17 protein-coding genes are annotated in these 17,409 nt (G+C 73.9%); 2 read left to right on the top strand and 15 right to left on the bottom strand.

What is annotated here, in order from left to right; all coding sequences use genetic code 11:
- The 7 genes from ACFW1A_RS05460 to ACFW1A_RS05430 all read right to left on the bottom strand — a co-directional run.
- A partial coding sequence (locus ACFW1A_RS05460) for a hypothetical protein (protein WP_380404537.1) occupies positions 1–769 on the bottom strand: 769 nt, incomplete at its 3' end.
- Between the two features lie 93 nt (positions 770–862).
- The gene (locus ACFW1A_RS05455) at positions 863–1,360 is read right to left on the bottom strand and encodes a DUF3180 domain-containing protein (RefSeq protein WP_380404534.1); all 498 of its coding nucleotides are present in this window, start codon (positions 1,358–1,360) and stop codon (positions 863–865) included.
- Between the two features lie 64 nt (positions 1,361–1,424).
- Positions 1,425–2,024: a 2-amino-4-hydroxy-6-hydroxymethyldihydropteridine diphosphokinase gene (folK, locus tag ACFW1A_RS05450; RefSeq protein WP_380404531.1), complete on the bottom strand. Its 600-nt coding sequence runs from the start codon at positions 2,022–2,024 to the stop codon at positions 1,425–1,427.
- Positions 2,021–2,380 (bottom strand): dihydroneopterin aldolase, encoded by a 360-nt coding sequence (gene folB / locus ACFW1A_RS05445; RefSeq protein WP_380404553.1) that lies wholly within the window; start codon positions 2,378–2,380, stop codon positions 2,021–2,023. The genes folK and folB overlap by 4 nt, the downstream gene beginning before the upstream one ends.
- Before the next feature lie 117 nt (positions 2,381–2,497).
- On the bottom strand, positions 2,498–2,950 hold the full coding sequence (locus ACFW1A_RS05440; RefSeq protein WP_380404550.1) for a nuclear transport factor 2 family protein: 453 nt from the start codon (positions 2,948–2,950) through the stop codon (positions 2,498–2,500).
- Between the two features lie 75 nt (positions 2,951–3,025).
- A complete protein-coding gene (gene folP, locus ACFW1A_RS05435) occupies positions 3,026–3,880 on the bottom strand; it encodes a dihydropteroate synthase (RefSeq protein WP_380404528.1) in 855 nt (284 codons plus the stop codon).
- A gap of 52 nt (positions 3,881–3,932) precedes the next feature.
- The gene (locus ACFW1A_RS05430; protein ID WP_380404526.1) at positions 3,933–5,777 is read right to left on the bottom strand and encodes a phosphatidylglycerol lysyltransferase domain-containing protein; all 1,845 of its coding nucleotides are present in this window, start codon (positions 5,775–5,777) and stop codon (positions 3,933–3,935) included.
- A 418-nt stretch (positions 5,778–6,195) separates the two neighbouring features.
- Here ACFW1A_RS05430 and ACFW1A_RS05425 point away from each other — a divergent pair, with 418 nt between their 5' ends.
- Positions 6,196–7,380 (top strand): alpha/beta hydrolase, encoded by a 1,185-nt coding sequence (locus tag ACFW1A_RS05425; RefSeq protein WP_380404523.1) that lies wholly within the window; start codon positions 6,196–6,198, stop codon positions 7,378–7,380.
- A 7-nt stretch (positions 7,381–7,387) separates the two neighbouring features.
- Here ACFW1A_RS05425 and folE read toward each other — a convergent pair whose 3' ends face one another.
- From folE to dacB, 6 genes are all read right to left on the bottom strand, one after another.
- Complete coding sequence (folE, locus tag ACFW1A_RS05420) at positions 7,388–7,993, bottom strand: GTP cyclohydrolase I FolE (protein WP_380404520.1); 606 nt, start codon at positions 7,991–7,993, stop codon at positions 7,388–7,390.
- Between the two features lie 109 nt (positions 7,994–8,102).
- A complete protein-coding gene (ftsH, locus tag ACFW1A_RS05415; protein ID WP_380404516.1) occupies positions 8,103–10,142 on the bottom strand; it encodes an ATP-dependent zinc metalloprotease FtsH in 2,040 nt (679 codons plus the stop codon).
- A gap of 253 nt (positions 10,143–10,395) precedes the next feature.
- Entirely contained in the window at positions 10,396–10,950 is a 555-nt protein-coding gene (hpt, locus tag ACFW1A_RS05410) for a hypoxanthine phosphoribosyltransferase (RefSeq protein WP_380404513.1), read from the bottom strand.
- A gap of 41 nt (positions 10,951–10,991) precedes the next feature.
- A complete protein-coding gene (gene tilS / locus ACFW1A_RS05405) occupies positions 10,992–12,176 on the bottom strand; it encodes a tRNA lysidine(34) synthetase TilS (protein WP_380404510.1) in 1,185 nt (394 codons plus the stop codon).
- Between the two features lie 177 nt (positions 12,177–12,353).
- A complete protein-coding gene (locus ACFW1A_RS05400) occupies positions 12,354–13,532 on the bottom strand; it encodes a zinc-dependent metalloprotease (protein WP_380404507.1) in 1,179 nt (392 codons plus the stop codon).
- Between the two features lie 48 nt (positions 13,533–13,580).
- Complete coding sequence (dacB, locus tag ACFW1A_RS05395; protein ID WP_380404504.1) at positions 13,581–14,951, bottom strand: D-alanyl-D-alanine carboxypeptidase/D-alanyl-D-alanine-endopeptidase; 1,371 nt, start codon at positions 14,949–14,951, stop codon at positions 13,581–13,583.
- Positions 14,952–15,027: 76 nt separating this feature from the next.
- Here dacB and ACFW1A_RS05390 point away from each other — a divergent pair, with 76 nt between their 5' ends.
- Positions 15,028–15,522 carry an inorganic diphosphatase gene (locus ACFW1A_RS05390; protein ID WP_035846397.1) on the top strand — a complete coding sequence of 165 codons (495 nt, stop codon included), beginning with the start codon at positions 15,028–15,030 and terminating at the stop codon, positions 15,520–15,522.
- A 63-nt stretch (positions 15,523–15,585) separates the two neighbouring features.
- On the opposite strand, the gene ACFW1A_RS05385 is transcribed toward ACFW1A_RS05390, so the two are convergent.
- Both ACFW1A_RS05385 and ACFW1A_RS05380 read right to left on the bottom strand, forming a co-directional pair.
- A complete protein-coding gene (locus ACFW1A_RS05385) occupies positions 15,586–16,548 on the bottom strand; it encodes an asparaginase (protein ID WP_380404500.1) in 963 nt (320 codons plus the stop codon).
- A gap of 13 nt (positions 16,549–16,561) precedes the next feature.
- On the bottom strand, positions 16,562–17,128 hold the full coding sequence (locus tag ACFW1A_RS05380) for an ABC transporter substrate-binding protein (protein WP_380404497.1): 567 nt from the start codon (positions 17,126–17,128) through the stop codon (positions 16,562–16,564).
- Positions 17,129–17,409 lie beyond the last annotated feature (281 nt).

The following is a 17,409-nucleotide window of genomic DNA, read 5'->3' as shown; positions in this document are numbered from 1 at the left end:
GCTCGCCGGCCGCCGCCAGCACCGGGCGCACCGGTGCCGCGGCCACCGCCGCCCGCTCGCCGGCCCCGGCCGCCGGCGCCAGCCGGCCGATCCGGGACTGCGGCACCGCCGGGGCGTGCACGGGGCGCACCTCGGGCAGCGCGGCCGGGTCGGCCGAGGGGGCGGCCGGCAGCGCCGCCGCGGCCCGCTTGGCGGCCTGACGGCGCGCCAGGTGGTCGGCCTGGGCCTGGGCCAGCTCGGCCCGCCGCTCCAGGGCGCGCAGCGCGTTGGCCGCGCGCAGGTAGGTCACCGGGGTCACCGGGTGCTTGGGGCGGGCCGCCTCGATCGCCCGCTGGGCCGCCTCGGCCTCCTTGAGCGCCTGCTCGGCGGCCTGCACGGCGCGCTCCTTGAGCAGCCGGGCGATCTCGGTCTCCGCCTTGGCCAACCGGGACTTCTCCGCGGTGAGCCGCCGACCCAGCCGGGCCGCCCGCTCCTCGGCCACCTCGGCCGCGTACTCGGCCTCGGCGAGCTGCTCCTCGTACCGCTCCTCGTCGCGCAGCCGGCGCACCGCGGCGGTCTCCGCCGCGGCCTTGGCCGCCCGGTCGCGCTGGCGCAGCACCATGCCCAGGCCGAGCACGGCGAGCACCGCCGCCACGCCGACCGAGCGGACCACCACCTGGTCCGGACTGACCAGCAGTGCGGCGACCGCGGCCACCGTGAGGACCGCGGCCGCGGTGGGCGGCATGGCCCGGCCGATGAGCGAGGAGTGACGGTGGCGTCCGCGAGGCATGTGCAAGAAACTAGCGTGCGAATAGCGCGGCTGTCAGCCCGGGGTGACCCGTGGCGAAGCCCCCCAGCTCAGCGCCCACCCGCTGACGCGCGGTCAGCGCGCGGACGGGGCGGCGCCCTTGCCGGAGGAGTTGTTCCCGCCGTCCTCCGGCAGCTTGCAGACGTGCTGCAACCAGAGCGCCGCGGCGACCACGCCGGCCGCCGCCAGCACCGCCAGGCCCGCCGTGATCACGGCGGTGCGGTGCGCGTCGAAGTCCGGCAGGGTCAGCAGCTCGATGCCCAGCCCCGCGTAGATGCCGGCCACCACGGCCGACACCAGCGCGCTGGCCTGGCCCAGCACCACCGCCCGGGCCGCCATCAGCGGATCCACCCGCTTGGCGCCGGGCGCCCGCTCCCGCATCGCCTTCAGCCGGGACCGCAGCGAGAAGGCCACGGCCAGCAGGATCACCGCGATCACCGCCAGCACCACCGGCGCGGCGGTCGGCACCCCGGGCGGCGTGTCGAGCGAGTTCCACAGCTTGGCGCCGGCCCAGGCCAGCGCTCCGACGACCACGAAGATGCCCAGCAGCAGACGCAGGCGCAGCGGCTTCACTGGTTCGACGGTTCCCTTCTGGAGGCCGGCGGTCGTCCATCGCCGCCACGGCGCTTGATCGACTCTACTCCGGCAGGCGCAGCTGGATGTCGGTGCGGCGGTGGACGTCCTGCGCCTCGGCGCCGCCGAGGCCGGCGAGCAGATCCGCCACCTTTCCGTGGCCGGGCAGGTCGGCGTCCGGGTCCGCGTCCGACCACGGGGCCAGCACGAACGCCCGCTCGTGGGCGCGCGGGTGCGGCAGCAGCAGCACCGGGTCGTCGCTGAGCACGTCCTGGTAGCTGACGATGTCCACATCCAGGGTGCGGGCGCCCCAGCGCACGGTGCGCTTGCGGCCGAAGGCGTCCTCCACCGCGTTGGCCCGCTCCAGCAGGTCGCGCGGCGGCAGGGTGGTGCGCAGCAGCAGCACCGCGTTGAAGTAGGAGGGCTGGTCCTCCGGGCCGCCGACGGCGGCGGTCTCGAAGACGCCGGAGACCGCGGTGACCTTCACCCCGGGGGTGTCACCGAGCTCGTCCACCGCGCCCTGCAGGGTCTCCAGCCGGTTGCCCAGGTTGCTGCCCAGGGCCAGCACCGCGGTGCGCACCCGGGAGAGGGTGGCGTCCACGCTGTCCACCTGCGTCTGCAGGTCGAATGTGGTGGGCGAGGCGGTCGGGTCGCTCGTGGTCATACGCGGCTCCGGTGGATGGTGATGGTCACGTCGTCGAACGGCACGGTGATCGGGGCGTCGGGCTTGTGCACCGTGACCTCGACCTCCTCGACCGCCGCGTGCTTGAGGCACTGGTCGGCGATCCGCTGGGCCAGGGTCTCGATCAGGTCCACCGGCTCGCCGGCGATGATCGCGGTGACCTCCTCGGCGACGATCCCGTAGTGCGCCGTGCGGCTGAGGTCGTCGCCCGAGGCGGCGGGCCGGGTGTCCAGGTAGAGCACCAGGTCGACCACGAAGGTCTGCCCCTCGACCCGCTCCCGCTCGAAGACGCCGTGGTGTCCGCGGGCACGCAGGCCTCGCAGGGTGACGCGGTCCAGCACCTGAATCACTGCTCCTGATCGTGGCACGGCGAGCCCCGTCGCCCGTCGTCCGTCGAATCTACCTTCGCCACCGGACAGCTCCGTGCGGCGCCCTGCGATTCCCGGCCCGGCCGACTACTCCTCGTCCTCGTCGTCCCCGCTGGTCAGCACCGGGGAGCCGTGGTGCGACCAGAGCCGCCAGCCGTCCGCGGTGCGGCGGAACAGGTTGGTGGAGACCACCTTGCCGCCGACCAGCGGCCCCAGCTCGCCCTCCTCCTCGGACTCGCCGCCGGAGAGGATGTTCTCGGTGCAGGTGACCAGGGCCACGTCGCCCTGCACCTCGACCTCGACGTCGGTCAGGAAGAACTGGATGTACTCCGTGTTCATCATGATCAGCAGGTACGAGCGGGTCACCTGGGCCCGGCCGCGCAGCACCGGCCAGCCGGGGTGCACGCAGACCACGCCGGTCTTGTCGTCGGCGTCCGCCGCGGACAGCCAGACGTCCTCGACGGCCTCCAGGTCGCCGTTCTCCAGGGCCTCGTAGAGCCGCTGGTTCGCTGCCAGGACCGCCTCGCGGTCGGCTTCCAGGGCGGGGGCGCCGTTGCCCGACGGTCCCTTGCCCAACGTGCCGTCACCAGTCACGCCACCACCCACTTCCGTCGCTCAGCTCGGCCCGGCGGCCTGCCAGGCGGCCACCACCCGGACCGCGTCCGCGGTGCCGGCCACGTCGTGCACCCGGACCGCCCAGGCGCCCGCCCTGGCCGAGAGCACCGAGACCGCCGCCGTCGCGTCGTCCCGCTGCCGGGCCGGCCGCGGCTGACCGGTTTCCGGGTCGGCGAGCAGCGTACCCAGGAACCGCTTGCGCGATGCGGCCACCAGGACCGGGCGACCCAAGCCGGTCAGCGCGTCCAAACCTCCCAGCAGCGCCCAGTTGTGCTCGGTCGTCTTGGCGAAGCCCAGGCCGGGGTCCAGGATCAGCTGCTCCTCCTTGACCCCGGCGGCGAGCAGCGCCTCGATCCGCCCGGTCAGCTCGGTCACCACGTCGCGCACCACGTCGTCGTAGACGGCCAGCGCGTCCATGTCGGCGGACTGGCCGCGCCAGTGCATCACCACGAAGGGGGCACCGGAGTCGGCCACCACCCGGGCCATGTCGGGGTCGGCCAGGCCGCCGGAGACGTCGTTGACCAGCAGCGCGCCGGCCGCCAGCGCCTGCTCGGCGACGCTCGCCCGCATGGTGTCCACCGAGACCACCACCCCGGCGGCGGCCAGCTCGCGCACCACCGGCAGCACCCGGCGCAGCTCCTCCGCCTCGGTGACCCGCTGCGAACCGGGGCGGGTCGACTCACCGCCCACGTCCACCAGGTCCGCGCCCAGCCCGGTCAGCCGCAGGCCGTGCGCCACCGCGGCCCGCGGGTCCAGCCAGAGCCCGCCGTCGGAGAAGGAGTCGGGGGTGACGTTGACGACGCCCATCACGGCGCAGCGGTCGAGGGCGGGCAGGCCGGGCAGCGGGTTGTTCATGCGGCCATTATCGGCCGCCCGCCGCCCGACCCGCGTGCCCGCACCCGCGGCCTCAGGCCGCGGGGGCCACCTGGTCGGGGGTGCCGGCCGGCACCGCCATCAGGCCCTGGCGCTGGCGCCGGCGGCCGAACCGCGGCATGCCCAGCGTGATGAACGCCTCCGCCTGCATCGCCGCGAAGCCGATCCGCGGCAGGTCCCGGGTGTTCGGGTAGACCAGGAAGCGCGGCTCCCACTCGGGCTGGAACTTGGCGTTGAACTTGTACAGCGACTCGATCTGGAACCAGCGCGACAGGAAGACCAGCAGCCCCCGCCAGGCGCGCAGCACCGGACCGGCGCCGATCCGCTCGCCGCGGGCGAGCGCCGAGCGGAACATCGCGAAGTTCAGCGAGACCCGCCGCACCCCGAGGTTCGGCACCTCCTGCAGCGCCGCGACGATCAGCAGCTCGTTCAGGCCCGGGTCGGCCGCGCGGTCGCGGCGCATCAGCTCCAGCGAGATGCCGTCGCTGCCCCAGGGCACGAAGTGCAGCACCGCCTTGAGGTCGTCGCCCTCGGGTTCGCCCTCCTCCGGGGCCTTGTGGGCGGTGACCACCACGCAGTCGTCGTCACCCGTGTCGCCGAACCGGCCCAGCGCCATCGAGAAGCCGCGCTCGGTGTCGGTGCCGCGCCAGCGGGCCGCCGCGTCGCCGATCCGCAGCTTCTCCTCCAGCGTCAGGTCGCCGACCCGGCGGACCTGGCAGGAGTAGCCGTTGCGCTCGATCCGCTTGACCATCTGGCGCACGTTGCGCATCGCCCGGCCGGCCAGCGAGAAGGTGGACGCGTCCACGATCGCCTCGTCGCCCAGCTCCAGCGCGTCCAGGCCCGCCTCGCGGGTCCACACCTCGCCGCCGACCTCGCTGCAGCCCATCACGGCCGGCACCCAGGCGTGCTCGCGGGCGTGCGCCATGAAGACCTTGATCGCGCCGGGCCAGGCCTCGACGTCGCCGACCGGGTCGCCGGAGGCCAGCATCACGCCGGAGACCACCCGGTAGGAGATCGCCGCCTTGCCGGTGGGCGAGAAGAGCACGCTCTTGTCCCGGCGCAGCGCGAAGTAGCCCAGCGAGTCGCGGGCGCCGTGCCGCTCCAGCAGCGCGCGCACCCGGCCCTCGTCCTCGGCGGTCAGCTCCGGCTCGGGCTTGCCCGGGCGCAGCAGCAGGTAGGCGGTGGAGAAGGCGGTCAGCAGGCCCAGCCCGGCCAGCGAGTAGCCGACGGCGTCCGCGATCCGGTCCGGGTGGTAGTGCACCGGCCCGTCCAGGCCGAACAGGCCCCAGACCGTCTCGCGCGCCCGGGCCAGCAGGCTCGGCCGACCCATCTCGCGGGCCGGGTGGGCGCTGACGATCAGGAAGCCGAGGCCCAGGCTGATGCTGCCCATCACCACCAGGTTGAGCAGCGCCCGCCAGCGGGTGCGCGGGTCGGCCTTGGCGTAGAACTCGCGGCGGTGCACCAGCATCACCGCGAGCAGCACCAGCGAGACCACGGCCGGGCCCACCTGGTGCCAGCGCAGCACGTGCAGCGCGGCGCTGGCCGGCAGCAGCACGCAGACCATCCGCCAGGCGCGGCGCTTGCGGCGGCGCAGCGCGTGCGCCAGCAGCACCAGCAGGATCCCGATCAGCAGGGTCCCGGCGGTGGCCAGCGTGGTGGTCGTCCCGGGCAGCTGTCCCGCCCAGCTGTGCATCCTGGTGCGGCGCAGCTTGGGGAACACCCCGCTGAGGATGTCGACCAGACCGATCAGGAGGCAGGCGTAGCCCACCGCCCCCGGCAGCCAGGCGCGCGGCACGGCGGCGGCCTGGGAACGCAGCGTCTGGAGGCCCCGGCGGCGGGGCCCTCCCTGGGACGGCTCAGCGGACACGGGAACACTCATGGAAGCCCAGCGTAGAGGCTCCGGGCAGCTGCCCGGTCACCCTGGGGGACGAGCCGTCATGAACCATGATGCGTACTTCCTTCCCTTGACCAAGAGAACGTCAAGAGCGAGTAATCCGTGGACCACCAATGCCCGACCGGCCCTCCCGCGGCCCGGCCCGACCCCCGTGCTGGTGGCGACGCCGAAGTCTAGGGCTTTGGTTCCTGCGGGTGAAGCCGAGTCGCGCCCGCGCGATCGACCGTACCGCCCGCCGTTCGACTGGCGTTGCCCGTGTGGACAGCGGCGGCTCGGGTGGCCGCCCGCCGGTCCGTCTCCGATGATGGGTCAGCCGGACCCGCCGCGGCCGCGCCCGGCCCGTGCGGCGGGCCGCCTGACGCTCCGACAGCCCGTGCGGCGCTTGCCAAGGGGAGGCCCTGGGATGGAACTGACCAGCAGCCCGCTGGTGTACCTGGTGGCCGCCCTCGCCCTGCTGGCCCTGGTCGCCACGGTGCTCTGCTGGCCCCGGCTGGCCCGCCGCCGGCCGGTGCACCTGCTGGGCCGGGTCGGGCTGCTGACGCTCACTCAGCTGCTCGTGCTGGCGGTCTGCGGGCTCTCCCTGAACAACGCCTACGGCTTCTACTCCACTTGGCGGGACCTGCTGCAGCCGGGCGGCGGACAGCTCGCGCTGGCCCCCGCCGGGTCCGCCGGGCGCTCCGGCCCGCCGGTCGGCGACACCCTGGTGCGGCCCACCACCGAGGGCGGGCTCGACCAGGTGACCGACCTGCCGCAGGGCAGGCCGGAGGACGTGGGGCAGGTCACCTCCATCCGGGTGAGCGGCAAGGAGAGCGGCCTGAGCGACCAGATGTTCATCTACCTGCCACCCGAGTACTTCAACCCGAAGTACGCCCGGGAGCGGTTCCCGGTGCTGCTGACCCTGGGCGGCTACCCCGGGCAGGCGGTGCACCTGCTGAGCGAGCTGCACGCGCCGCAGACCGTCTGGGAGCTGCAGCGCACCGGCCGGATGGCGCCCACCGTGGTGGTGATGGCCCGCCCCACCGTCGCGGCCCCGCGCAACACCGAGTGCGTGGACGTGCCCGGCGGCCCGGCCACCGAGACCTGGTTCGCCAAGGACCTGCCGACCGCGCTGCGCTCCGCCTACCGGGTGAGCCGCTCGGCCGGTTCCTGGGGCGTCCTGGGGTACTCGACCGGCGGCAGCTGCGCCCTGCGGCTGGCCCTGCGCGACCCCGGCGCGTACGGGGCGGCGGCCGCGCTGCACGCCGACTACCAGGTGCAGGGCGACTGGAGCACCGGCGACCTGTTCGCCGGCAACCAGCAGCTGGCCCAGAGCTACGACCTGGGCTGGCGGCTGCACAACCTGCCGGTGCCGCGGGCCAGCCTGCTGGTGGTGAGCACCAGGACCGAGGAGGACTACGCCGCCACCCAGCAGTTCCTGGCCACCGCCACCGCGGCCGCCCGGGCCCACCCGGACCTGACGGTCGACTCGCTCTTCCTGCCCGACGGCGGCCACACCTTCGACACCTGGCGGCGCGAGCTGCCCGCCTCGCTGGAGTGGCTGAGCGACCACCTGCAGCCGGCCCCCGACCGGGAGCCGCGGACCGGCTGAGCGGGCCTCAGCGGCCGATGATGAGGCTCATCGCCTCGGCCCGGGTGGCGGGGTCGCGCAGCTGCCCGCGGACCGCCGAGGTGATGGTCTTGGCGCCGGGCTTGCGGATGCCGCGCATCGACATGCACATGTGCTCGCACTCGACGACCACGATGGCGCCGCGCGGCTCCAGGATGCGCATCAGCGAGTCGGCGACCTGGCTGGTCAGCCGCTCCTGCACCTGGGGGCGGCGGGCGAACACGTCCACCAGGCGGGCCAGCTTGGACAGGCCGGTGATCTTGCCGCTGGTCGACGGGATGTACCCGACGTGCGCGACGCCGTGGAACGGGACCAGGTGGTGCTCGCAGGTGCTGTACACCTCGATGTCCTTGACCAGCACCATCTCGTCGTGGCCGAGGTCGAAGGTCGTGGTCAGCACGTCCTCCGGCTGCTGGCGCAGGCCGGCGAATATCTCCTGGTAGGCGCGGGCGACCCGGGCCGGGGTGTCCAGCAGGCCCTCGCGGTCCGGGTCCTCGCCGACGGCGATCAGCAGTTCGCGGATCGCGTTCTCGGCCCGCTTCTGGTCGAAGGGTCCGACGGCGGCCTGGCCGTCGAGCGTCACCGGGTCGATCATGCGGGCCTCGCTAGGGTCTGGGTGAGGGTGGTGCCGGTCCGAGCAGCACGAATGCCGCGCCTCCAGGGTACAAACCCGGGAGGCGCGGCACTCATTCCGCCGGGGGCGGTCAGCTCTCGGTCGACTCGCCGGTGACCGGGGGGAGCTTCAGGGTGTCCATCGGACCGCTCTCCAGCGAGGCGGCCGCACCGTTGCTCAGCGCCAGCTCCTTGGGGGACTGGACCGGCGGACGGGTGGACGGGGTGCGGCGGGCCGAACCGGTCCAGGCCGGGCGGGCCGGGCGCTTCACCACGGGGGCGAAGATCTCGGCGACCTGCTCCTTGTTCAGGGTCTCCTTCTCCAGGAGCTCCAGGACCAGGTTGTCCAGCACGTCGCGGTTCTCGACCAGGATCTCCCACGCCTCGTTGTGGGCGTTCTCGATCAGCTTCTTGACCTCTTCGTCCACCAGCCCGGCGACCTCTTCCGAGTAGTCGCGCTGGTGACCCATCTCACGGCCGAGGAAGGGCTCGGAGTTGTCGCTGCCGAACTTGATCGCACCCAGGCGCTCGGTCATGCCGTACTGGGTCACCATCGCGCGGGCGGTGGCGGTGGCCTTCTCGATGTCGTTCGAGGCGCCGGTGGTCGGGTCGTGGAAGACCAGCTCCTCCGCCGCACGGCCGCCCAGCATGTAGGCGAGCTGGTCGAGCATCTCGTTGCGGGTGGTCGAGTACTTGTCCTCCTCCGGCAGCACCATGGTGTAGCCGAGGGCCCGGCCGCGGGACAGGATGGTGATCTTGTGCACCGGGTCGGCGTTCGGGGAGGCCGCCGCGACCAGGGCGTGGCCGCCCTCGTGGTACGCGGTGATCTTCTTCTCCTTGTCCGACATGATCCGGGTGCGCTTCTGCGGACCCGCCACCACGCGGTCGATCGCCTCGTCCAGGGTGGCGTTGTCGACCAGCTTCTTGTCGGAGCGGGCGGTCAGCAGCGCGGCCTCGTTGAGCACGTTCGCCAGGTCGGCACCGGTGAAGCCGGGGGTGCGCTTGGCGACGGCCTTGAGGTCGACGTCCGGCGCGACCGGCTTGCCCTTCTGGTGCACCTTGAGGATGTCCAGCCGACCCTGCAGGTCGGGGCGCTCGACCGCGATCTGCCGGTCGAAGCGGCCCGGGCGCAGCAGCGCCGGGTCCAGGATGTCCGGGCGGTTGGTCGCGGCGATCAGGATCACGCCGCCCTTGACGTCGAAGCCGTCCATCTCGACCAGCAGCTGGTTGAGGGTCTGCTCGCGCTCGTCGTGGCCACCGCCGAGACCCGCACCGCGGTGCCGGCCGACGGCGTCGATCTCGTCGACGAAGACGATCGCCGGGGCGTTCGCCTTGGCCTGCTCGAACAGGTCGCGGACCCGGGAGGCACCGACACCGACGAACATCTCGACGAAGTCCGAGCCGGAGATCGAGTAGAACGGCACGCCCGCCTCGCCCGCGACGGCGCGCGCGAGCAGGGTCTTGCCGGTTCCGGGCGGGCCGTAGAGCAGCACGCCCTTGGGGATCTTGGCGCCGACCGCCTGGAACTTGGCCGGCTCCTGCAGGAACTCCTTGATCTCGTGGAGCTCCTCCACCGCCTCGTCGGCACCGGCCACGTCGGCGAAGGTGGTCTTCGGGGTGTCCTTGGTCAGCAGCTTGGCCTTGGACTTGCCGAACTGCATGACCCGGGAGCCGCCGCCCTGCATCTGGTTCATCAGGAAGAGGAAGACCAGGACGATGATCACGATCGGCAGCATCGAGAGCAGCAGGCTGACGAAGGTCGACTGCTTCTCGGGGCTGACGGTGTAGCCCTGCGGGATGGTGCCCGCCGGCTGCTTGTCCATCGTCTCGGCCAGGTCCTTGCCCTGGTCGCCGATGTAGGAGGCCTGGAACTTGGAGCCCGAGGGGACCTTGCCGGAGCTGCCGGGCTGCAGCGACTGGCCGTCCTTGAGCTGGATCTTGATGGTCTGGGAGTCACCTGTGGTGAGCTGCGCCTGCTTGACCTGGCCATTATTGATCGCCGCGACCACCTGGCCGGTGTCTACCGTCTTGTAGCCGTTCGAGTCCGAAACGACGTTCATCAGCACAATGACGGCGACGACTGCCAGGAGGATCCATGCGATCGGCGCGCGGAAGTATCGCTTGACGTCCATCCATGCGGGGCGTTGCCGCCCCGTCCCTCCTGCCACTCAACGGCACCGCCCGGCCACGGCCGTCGGCGCATTCGATTTGTGCGAGCGCACCCCGCCCGGTTCCGGCCGAGCCGGTAGGAAGAGCGGGTAATTTGACCGTACAGCAGTGAAGCCGTGCTCCGGGGAAGCGCGGCGGTACGGCCTATCCAGTTGTCCGTCCGCCGACTCCAACGGGTGAAACCGGTGACGTGTTCCCCTGTGCGACGGGTTCGGCTCAGCCGCCGTACACGTGTGGGGCGAGCGTACCGATGAACGGCAGGTTGCGGAGCTTCTCCGCGTAGTCCAGGCCGTACCCGACGACGAACTCGTTGGGGATGTCGAAACCGACGTACTTGACGTCGATCTCGACCTTGGCCGCGTCCGGCTTGCGCAGCAGGGTGCAGACCTCGAGCGAGGCCGGGCCGCGCGAGCCCAGGTTGCCCAGCAGCCAGGACAGGGTCAGCCCGGAGTCGATGATGTCCTCGACGATCAGCACGTCGCGGCCGGCGATGTCGGTGTCCAGGTCCTTGAGGATCCGCACCACGCCGGAGGACTTGGTGCCCATCCCGTAGGAGGAGACCGCCATCCAGTCCATCGTCACCTGGGAGTGCAGGGCCCGGGCCAGGTCGGCCATGACCATCACGGCGCCCTTGAGGACGCCGACGATCAGCAGGTCCTTCCCGGCGTAGTCCCGGTCGATCCGCTCGGCCAGCTCGGCCAGCTTGGCGTCGATCTCGTCCTTGCTGATGAGCACCTTCGCCAGGTCGGCGCCCATGTCCTTGTCGTCCACCGGGAATACGTCCTCAAGGGTTCGTGGTCCTGTGCCGGCGGTCAGTCGTTCCGCCGCCGAAACACCAGGTTGCCACACCGGCGGGTGACCTCGACTCCCCCGGGTAGCTGCAGCGGTCCCTGACCGCGCCAACCGGTGACCAGCAGGTCCACCGATTCCAGGTGCCGCGCGAACAGGTCGCCGGCCGGTGCGCCGGTGCGCAGCGCCGCCCGGCGCAGCACCCGGCGGCGCACCGCGCTGGGCAGTTCGGCCAGCCCGGCCACGGCGAGCGAGCGGGCGCCGTCCTGCGGATCGGCGCGGCCCAGCTCCAGCTCGGCCCGCTCGGCCCACTGGTCCAGCGCGTCGGCGTCGTCCCGGAACAGCCGGGCGGTGCGGGCCAGGGCCTCCACCACGCCGCCGCCCAGGTGCTTCTCCAGCACCGGCAGCACCTCGTGCCGGACCCGGGCGCGGGTGTAGGCGGGGTCCAGGTTGTGCGGGTCGTCCCAGACCGGGATGGACTGGGCGGCGCAGGCCTGCCGGGTGGCGGCCCGGTCCAGGTCGAGCAGCGGGCGGCGGTACCGGCCCTTGCGGCCCGGCATGCCGGCCAGCGAGCGGGCGCCGGAGCCGCGGGCCAGGCCCAGCAGCACGGTCTCGGCCTGGTCGTCGCGGGTGTGGCCGAGGAAGACGGCGATCGCCCGGTGGCGCTCGGCGGCCGCGTCCAGCGCCGCGTACCGGGCGTCCCGGGCGGCGGCCTCGGGGCCGCCCTGCCGGCCGACGTGCACCGGCACGGCCTCCACCGGGTCCAGGCCGAGGGCGCGCAGCCGCTCGGCGACCTGCTGGGCGCGCTCGGCGGAGCCCTCCTGCAGGCCGTGGTCCACCGTGACGGCGCCGACCCGCAGGCCGAGCTTGGGGGCTTCGAAGGCGGTGGCGGTGGCCAGCGCCATGGAGTCCGCGCCGCCGCTGACGGCGACCAGGACCAGCGGGGAGCCGGGGGCGGCCGGGGTGCGCGGCAGCCCGGACGGGTGCCGGCGGGCGTTGCCGATCAGCACGCCGGCGTGGCCGCCGACCGGGGCGGTGGCGGCGAGCGGCGCGGGGGCGGCGGGCGCGGGGACGACCGCCTGGGCAGTGGCCCGGGCGGTGGCGGGCAGCAGCGCGGGAGCGCCGGCCCGGGCGTGCTCGGCGACCAGGTCGAGCAGGGCGCGGCGGGCGGCCAGGCGTATCGCCGCGACGGCGGGGTGTGGGCCCATGGGGAGCTCCTGGGACGGGGAGGGACCGGGGGGACGACCACCGGGTGACCGGTCAGTCACGGATCGTCGCAGGCAGATCGTCTCAGACCGGCGGGCAGGGCCGGGGCGTCCGCGCCACCGGTACGACCACCGTCCCACGGACGGGTGAATGAAGAAACGTTCCCTCGCCCCACCCGCTCACTCGTCCGGGGGCTTGGGCTGGGACTGGCGTCCGACCCGGGCCACCCAGGCGGAGGGGTCGTGGATCTCCTCCTTGGTCGGCAGCGTGTTCGGCGAGGTCCACACCAGGTTGAGGCCGTCCATCCCGATCCGGTCCAGCACGCCGCGCACGAAGACCGCCCCGTCCTGGTACTGGCGCAGCTTGGCGTCCATCCCGAGCAGCCGGCGCAGCATCAGGTCGAGCCGGCCGGCGCCCTTGTCCCGGCGGCGCTGGAACTTCTCCCGGATCTCGGCCACGCTCGGCACCACGGCCGGGCCGACCCCGTCCATCACCACGTCGGCGTGGCCCTCCAGCAGCGACATCACCGCCGTCAGCCGGCCCAGGATCTCGCGCTGGTTGGGGGTCTGCACCACCTCCAGCAGGCTGCCGGAGCCGGCCGGACGCTCCCCCGGCGCCAGGGCCTCGCGCAGCCGCTCCAGCAGCGCGATCGGTTCCACGTCGGTCTCGCCCAGGAAGGCCTGCACCTCGGACTGCACGTGGTCGCGCAGCCAGGGCACGGCGCTGAACTGGGTGCGGTGGGCCTCCTCGTGCAGGCAGACCCAGAGCCGGAAGTCGTGCGGGTCGACGTCCAGCTCCCGCTCCACCTGGACGATGTTGGGCGCCACCAGCAGCAGCCGGCCCGGCGTGCCCGGCTGCTCGGCCGTCCGGGGCTGGTCGAAGAGTTCGGCCGGACTGTCCGGAGTCCGCGGCGCGCGCGGCTCGGCGGCGGCGAAGGTCTCGTACTGGCCGAGCACCTTGCCGGAGAGCAGCGCGAGCACGGCGCCGACCTCGACGCCGGTGAGCTTCTCGCCGAGCGTGCCGAGTACCTGGCCGCCGGGGGTCTCGGCCCGGCGGGCGGCCAGCTTGCGGGTGAGCGGGCGGATCACGGTGCGGAAGCCCGCCACGTTGGCCCGCACCCAGCCCGGCCGGTCCACCACCAGCACCGGGGCGGCGCCGTCGCCGCCGAGCCGGGCGGCGCGCATCCGGGTGTAGTCGCGCACGGCGTCCTCGGCGGTCAGCGCGTGGCGGCGCAGTTCGGCCACCACCTCGCGGGCCTCCTCACGGCTGACCTGCGGACCGGGCCGGGCCAGCCTGGTCGCGGTCGCGACCGCGAGGTTCCAGTCGACCATGTCCGTTCCGCCGCTCGCGCTCGTCATGAACTCACCGTACGTGCTCGGGTGCGTCCGGGGCAGCGCTTCGCGCCTTCAGCGGCAGCCGCAGGAGACCAGCTTCGAGACGATCCGGTCCACCGCGGCCCGGGTGTCGCCGGCCCCGCCCTTGGTCATCACCGCGAAGATCAGCAGCCGCCCGTCGGCGTCCACCACGGTGCCGGCCAGGGTGTTGATGCCGCTCAGGGTGCCGGTCTTGGCCCGCACCACGCCGGCCCCGTCGGCCGAGCCCTGCGGCGCGCTGAACCGCTTGTCCAGGGTGCCGGTGAGCCCGGCGATGGGCAGGCCGGTGAGCACCGGGCGCAACTGCGGGTGGTCCGGCGAGGCGGCCAGTGCCAGCAGGTCGGCCAGCACCACCGGCGGGATCGCGTTGTGCGGGTTGAGCCCGCTGGCGTCGTTCAGCGAGACGCCGGCCAGCGGCACGCCCAGCGAGCCGACGGTCTGGCTGACCGCGGCCCCGGCGCCCTCGTAGCTGGCCTGCTGGTGCGCGGCGATCGCCACCTGCCGGCCGACCGCCTCGGCCAGCGTGTTGTCGGAGTGCGTCAGCAGCCGCTCGACCAGCCGCGGCAGGGTCGGCGAGAACACCTGGCCGAGCCGGGCGGCGCCGGCCGGGGCCGGGCCCTCCTTCGGCTTGCCGTCCACCCGCACGCCCTGGGCGCCGAGCAGGTCGGCGAACCGGCCGGCGGCCTGCGCGGCCGGGTCGGCGACCCGGACCGGGGCCTCCACGTCGTCGGCCGGGTTGTTGCGGCCCTCGTCCGACATCAGCGCGGACATCGGGCCGATGTTGGTCCCGTCGTTGTTCTTGTGCGCGGCGGCGCCGGTGTACAGCGAGGTGTCGTAGGCGAGGTGGACCGTGGTCACCCCGGCCGCCTTGAGCGCGGCGGCGGTCTGCCCGGCCAGGTCGATCAGCGAGGCGGGGGCCGTCTCGGCGTCCACCGGCACGCCGCCGATCCGGATCTGGTCCTGCGGGAGCCCGGTCAGCGTGGGGTCGCCGCCGCCGACCAGCACGATGTCGGCCGGGGTGGCACCCTGCACCACCCTGGTGGCGATCCGGGTGTCCGCGGGCAGCAGGCTGAGCGCGGCCACCGAGGTGGCCAGCTTGGTGGTGGAGGCCGGGGTGGCCGGGGTCCCCTCGCCGGAGCCGAGCAGCAGCTTGCCGGTGCCGCCGTCGGCGATCGCGAAGGTGAGCGTGCCGAGCGCCTTGTCCTGGGTCAACTGGCCCAGCGCGGCCTGCAGTCCGGCCGCGGTGGGCAGGTCCTCGGTGCCACTGGTGACGGCGGGCTGCAGCACCGGGGGCGCGGCCGGGGCGGAGCCCGGTTGCGGGTGTGCCGGCGTGCTCCCCGCCAGCAGGGTGAACCCCGCCGTCGCGGCCACCACCGCCGCCCGGCCCCTGCGCGTGCCTGCCACTGCCCAACCCCTTTCCACAGCACTCCCTCCGGTAGGAGACACTGGGATTCTGTCAGTCCCTACTTTGGAGGCACCGTTGGAGTTCGACGTCACCATCGAGATCCCGAAGGGCTCCCGCAACAAGTACGAGGTCGACCATGAGTCCGGTCGCCTCCGCCTTGACCGGATGCTCTTCACCTCGACCCGTTACCCGGCCGACTACGGCTTCGTCGAGGGCACTCTCGGCGAGGACGGCGACCCGCTGGACGCACTGGTCATCCTGGACGAGCCGACCTTCCCCGGCTGCCTGATCAAGTGCCGCGCGATCGGCATGTTCAAGATGACCGACGAGGCGGGCGGCGACGACAAGCTGCTCTGCGTGCCGGCCACCGACCCGCGCTGGGAGCACCTGCGCGACATCCACCACGTGTCGGAGTTCGACCGCCTGGAGATCCAGCACTTCTTCGAGGTCTACAAGGACCTGGAGCCCGGCAAGTCGGTCGAGGGTGCCGAGTGGGTCGGCCGCCTGGAGGCGGAGACCGAGATCACCGCTTCGATCAAGCGCCTGGCCGAGTCCGGCGACGCCCACTGAGGCGCCTGACCGGGTCGGTGGGTGTGGCCACCGACCCGGCTCTCCTCCCCCGGTGAGGCCCCGTCAGACCACCGCGCGGACCTCGCCGACGACCTCCCCGCCGCCGTACAGCGGCGCGGCCGCCACCCGGGCCAGCGCCTCGGCCGGGTAGCCCAGCCGCACCAGCAGCGCCACCAGCACCGGGCCCAGGGCCCGCCCGTTGCCGTCCTCGATCTTGACGGCCAGCGCCCGCCCGTCCGGCAGCGCCACCGCCTGCACCGCCTCCGCGCCCGCCTTGGACAGCGCCCCGGGCAGCGCCCGCATCAGCCAGGTGTCCAGCCGCGCGGTGCCGGCCACGTACTGCGGGTGCGCCCGCATCGCGTCCGCCACCCGGCGCGGCGCCGAACCCGCGGGGGCCCGCAGCAGCCCGCGGAAGCCGCGGGCCAGGCCGACCAGCGAGACCGCCATCAGCGGCGCCCCGCAGCCGTCGGTGCCGACCGCCGCCACCGGCTCCCCGGTCGCCTCCTCCAGCGCCTCCCGCGCCAGCAGCTGGACCGGGTGCGCCGGGTCCAGGTAGTCCGCCGTGGTCCAGCCGCGCCCGGCGCTGGCGGCCAGCCAGCCGGCGTGCTTGCCGGAGCAGTTCATCAGCAGCGGCTCGCGCCCGCCGCCGGCGGCCAGGTGCCGCTCGGCCGAGTCGCGGTCCAGCGGCAGGTCCGGCGGGGTGCGCAGGTCGCCCGGCCCCAGCCCGGCGCCGGCCAGGATCGCCCGCACCCCGGCCAGGTGGAAGTCCTCGCCCGCGTGGCTGGCGGCGGCCAGCGCCAGCAGCTCGTCCGGCAGCTCCAGGCCGGCCCGCAGGGTGGCCACCGCCTGGAACGGCTTGTTGCTGGACCGCGGGAAGACCGGCTGCTCCGGGGTGCCCAGGGCCAGCTCCACCGAGCCGTCCGGGGCCAGCAGCACCAGCGACCCGCGGTGGTACCCCTCGACGAAGCCGGACCGGACCACCTCCGCCAGGACCGGGGCCGGGGCTATCGGGGTGCTGCTGTTCATCGGGATCCTCCGCTCAGTCGGCCAGCAGGTCCTCGACCCGCGCCTCGCCCTCACGGTAGCGCCGGGTGATCTCCGCGCTGCAGCCGTCCGCCGTCCGCTGCAGCGACTGCCGGCGCCCGGAGACCTCGCGCTCGTGCGCGGTGAGCCGGTCGAGCGCGGCCAGCAGCTCGGCCGAGGCGTGCGCGGCCAGGTCGGCCAGCTGCACGTCGCCCATCAGGGCGTCCGCCTGGGCCTGGTACTGCTCGCCGCGCGGCGTACCCAGGGTGACGTGCCGGGCCGACTGCCGGACGTTGGACGGGGTGTCGGCGAGGATCTGCGGCAGCTGGTGCAGCAGCGTGTCCGGGTGCGCGGGCCGGGGCCGGCCGGCCGGGGTGCGCCGGTCCAGGGTCCGGCGGTCCAGCTCGGCCCGCAGGATGTCCACCCGGCCCTGCAGCAGCCGGCGCAGGTACGAGAGGTCGGCCTCCTGCTCCTGGGCGTCCTTGCGGAGCAGGCGCAGTTCGTCCAGGCCCAGGCCCCGGATCCGCGGCAGCCCGGGCTCGGCGCCCGCCAGGCCCTCGCGGGGAATCCCGTTCGTCTCCATCGCCCAACCACCTGCATTCGCGTCCTGGTCCCACCCTTGCGCCCCCCGCTGCCGGGTGCACGCCTGACGGCCGCTCAGGGGTTCCCCGCCGGACCGCTTGCACCCACCCGGGCGAGCCGCCCCGACACGGACGTGCGAGCTGCGCGAACAGCCGTCCGCCACCGCCCGGTGCGGCCACCCTGGCATCGTGCCACCTGCCGACCGCCCCCGCCGCGCAGATGCACCCGTACGGCCGCCTGGCGAACGGGTATGGCTGATATCACCTGGCAGCGACCGCCAGT

Origin of the sequence: Kitasatospora sp. NPDC058965 (assembly GCF_042741245.1) — a bacterium.
GTDB lineage: Bacteria > Actinomycetota > Actinomycetes > Streptomycetales > Streptomycetaceae > Kitasatospora.
Note: the sequence above shows the minus strand (reverse complement) of the source record. Positions and strands in the feature narration are given on the sequence as shown.

Bases quoted from the DNA above. Each gene is read 5' to 3' on its own strand.
- folK (WP_380404531.1), bottom strand. From the start codon at position 2,024: ATGACCACGAGCGACCCGACCGCCTCGCCCACCACATTCGACCTGCAG.
- folP (WP_380404528.1), bottom strand. From the start codon at position 3,880: ATGAACAACCCGCTGCCCGGCCTGCCCGCCCTCGACCGCTGCGCCGTG.
- ACFW1A_RS05430 (WP_380404526.1), bottom strand. From the start codon at position 5,777: ATGAGTGTTCCCGTGTCCGCTGAGCCGTCCCAGGGAGGGCCCCGCCGC.
- ACFW1A_RS05425 (WP_380404523.1), top strand. From the start codon at position 6,196: ATGGAACTGACCAGCAGCCCGCTGGTGTACCTGGTGGCCGCCCTCGCC.
- folE (WP_380404520.1), bottom strand. From the start codon at position 7,993: ATGATCGACCCGGTGACGCTCGACGGCCAGGCCGCCGTCGGACCCTTC.
- ftsH (WP_380404516.1), bottom strand. From the start codon at position 10,142: ATGGACGTCAAGCGATACTTCCGCGCGCCGATCGCATGGATCCTCCTG.
- tilS (WP_380404510.1), bottom strand. From the start codon at position 12,176: ATGGGCCCACACCCCGCCGTCGCGGCGATACGCCTGGCCGCCCGCCGC.
- ACFW1A_RS05400 (WP_380404507.1), bottom strand. From the start codon at position 13,532: ATGACGAGCGCGAGCGGCGGAACGGACATGGTCGACTGGAACCTCGCG.
- ACFW1A_RS05385 (WP_380404500.1), bottom strand. From the start codon at position 16,548: ATGAACAGCAGCACCCCGATAGCCCCGGCCCCGGTCCTGGCGGAGGTG.
- ACFW1A_RS05380 (WP_380404497.1), bottom strand. From the start codon at position 17,128: ATGGAGACGAACGGGATTCCCCGCGAGGGCCTGGCGGGCGCCGAGCCC.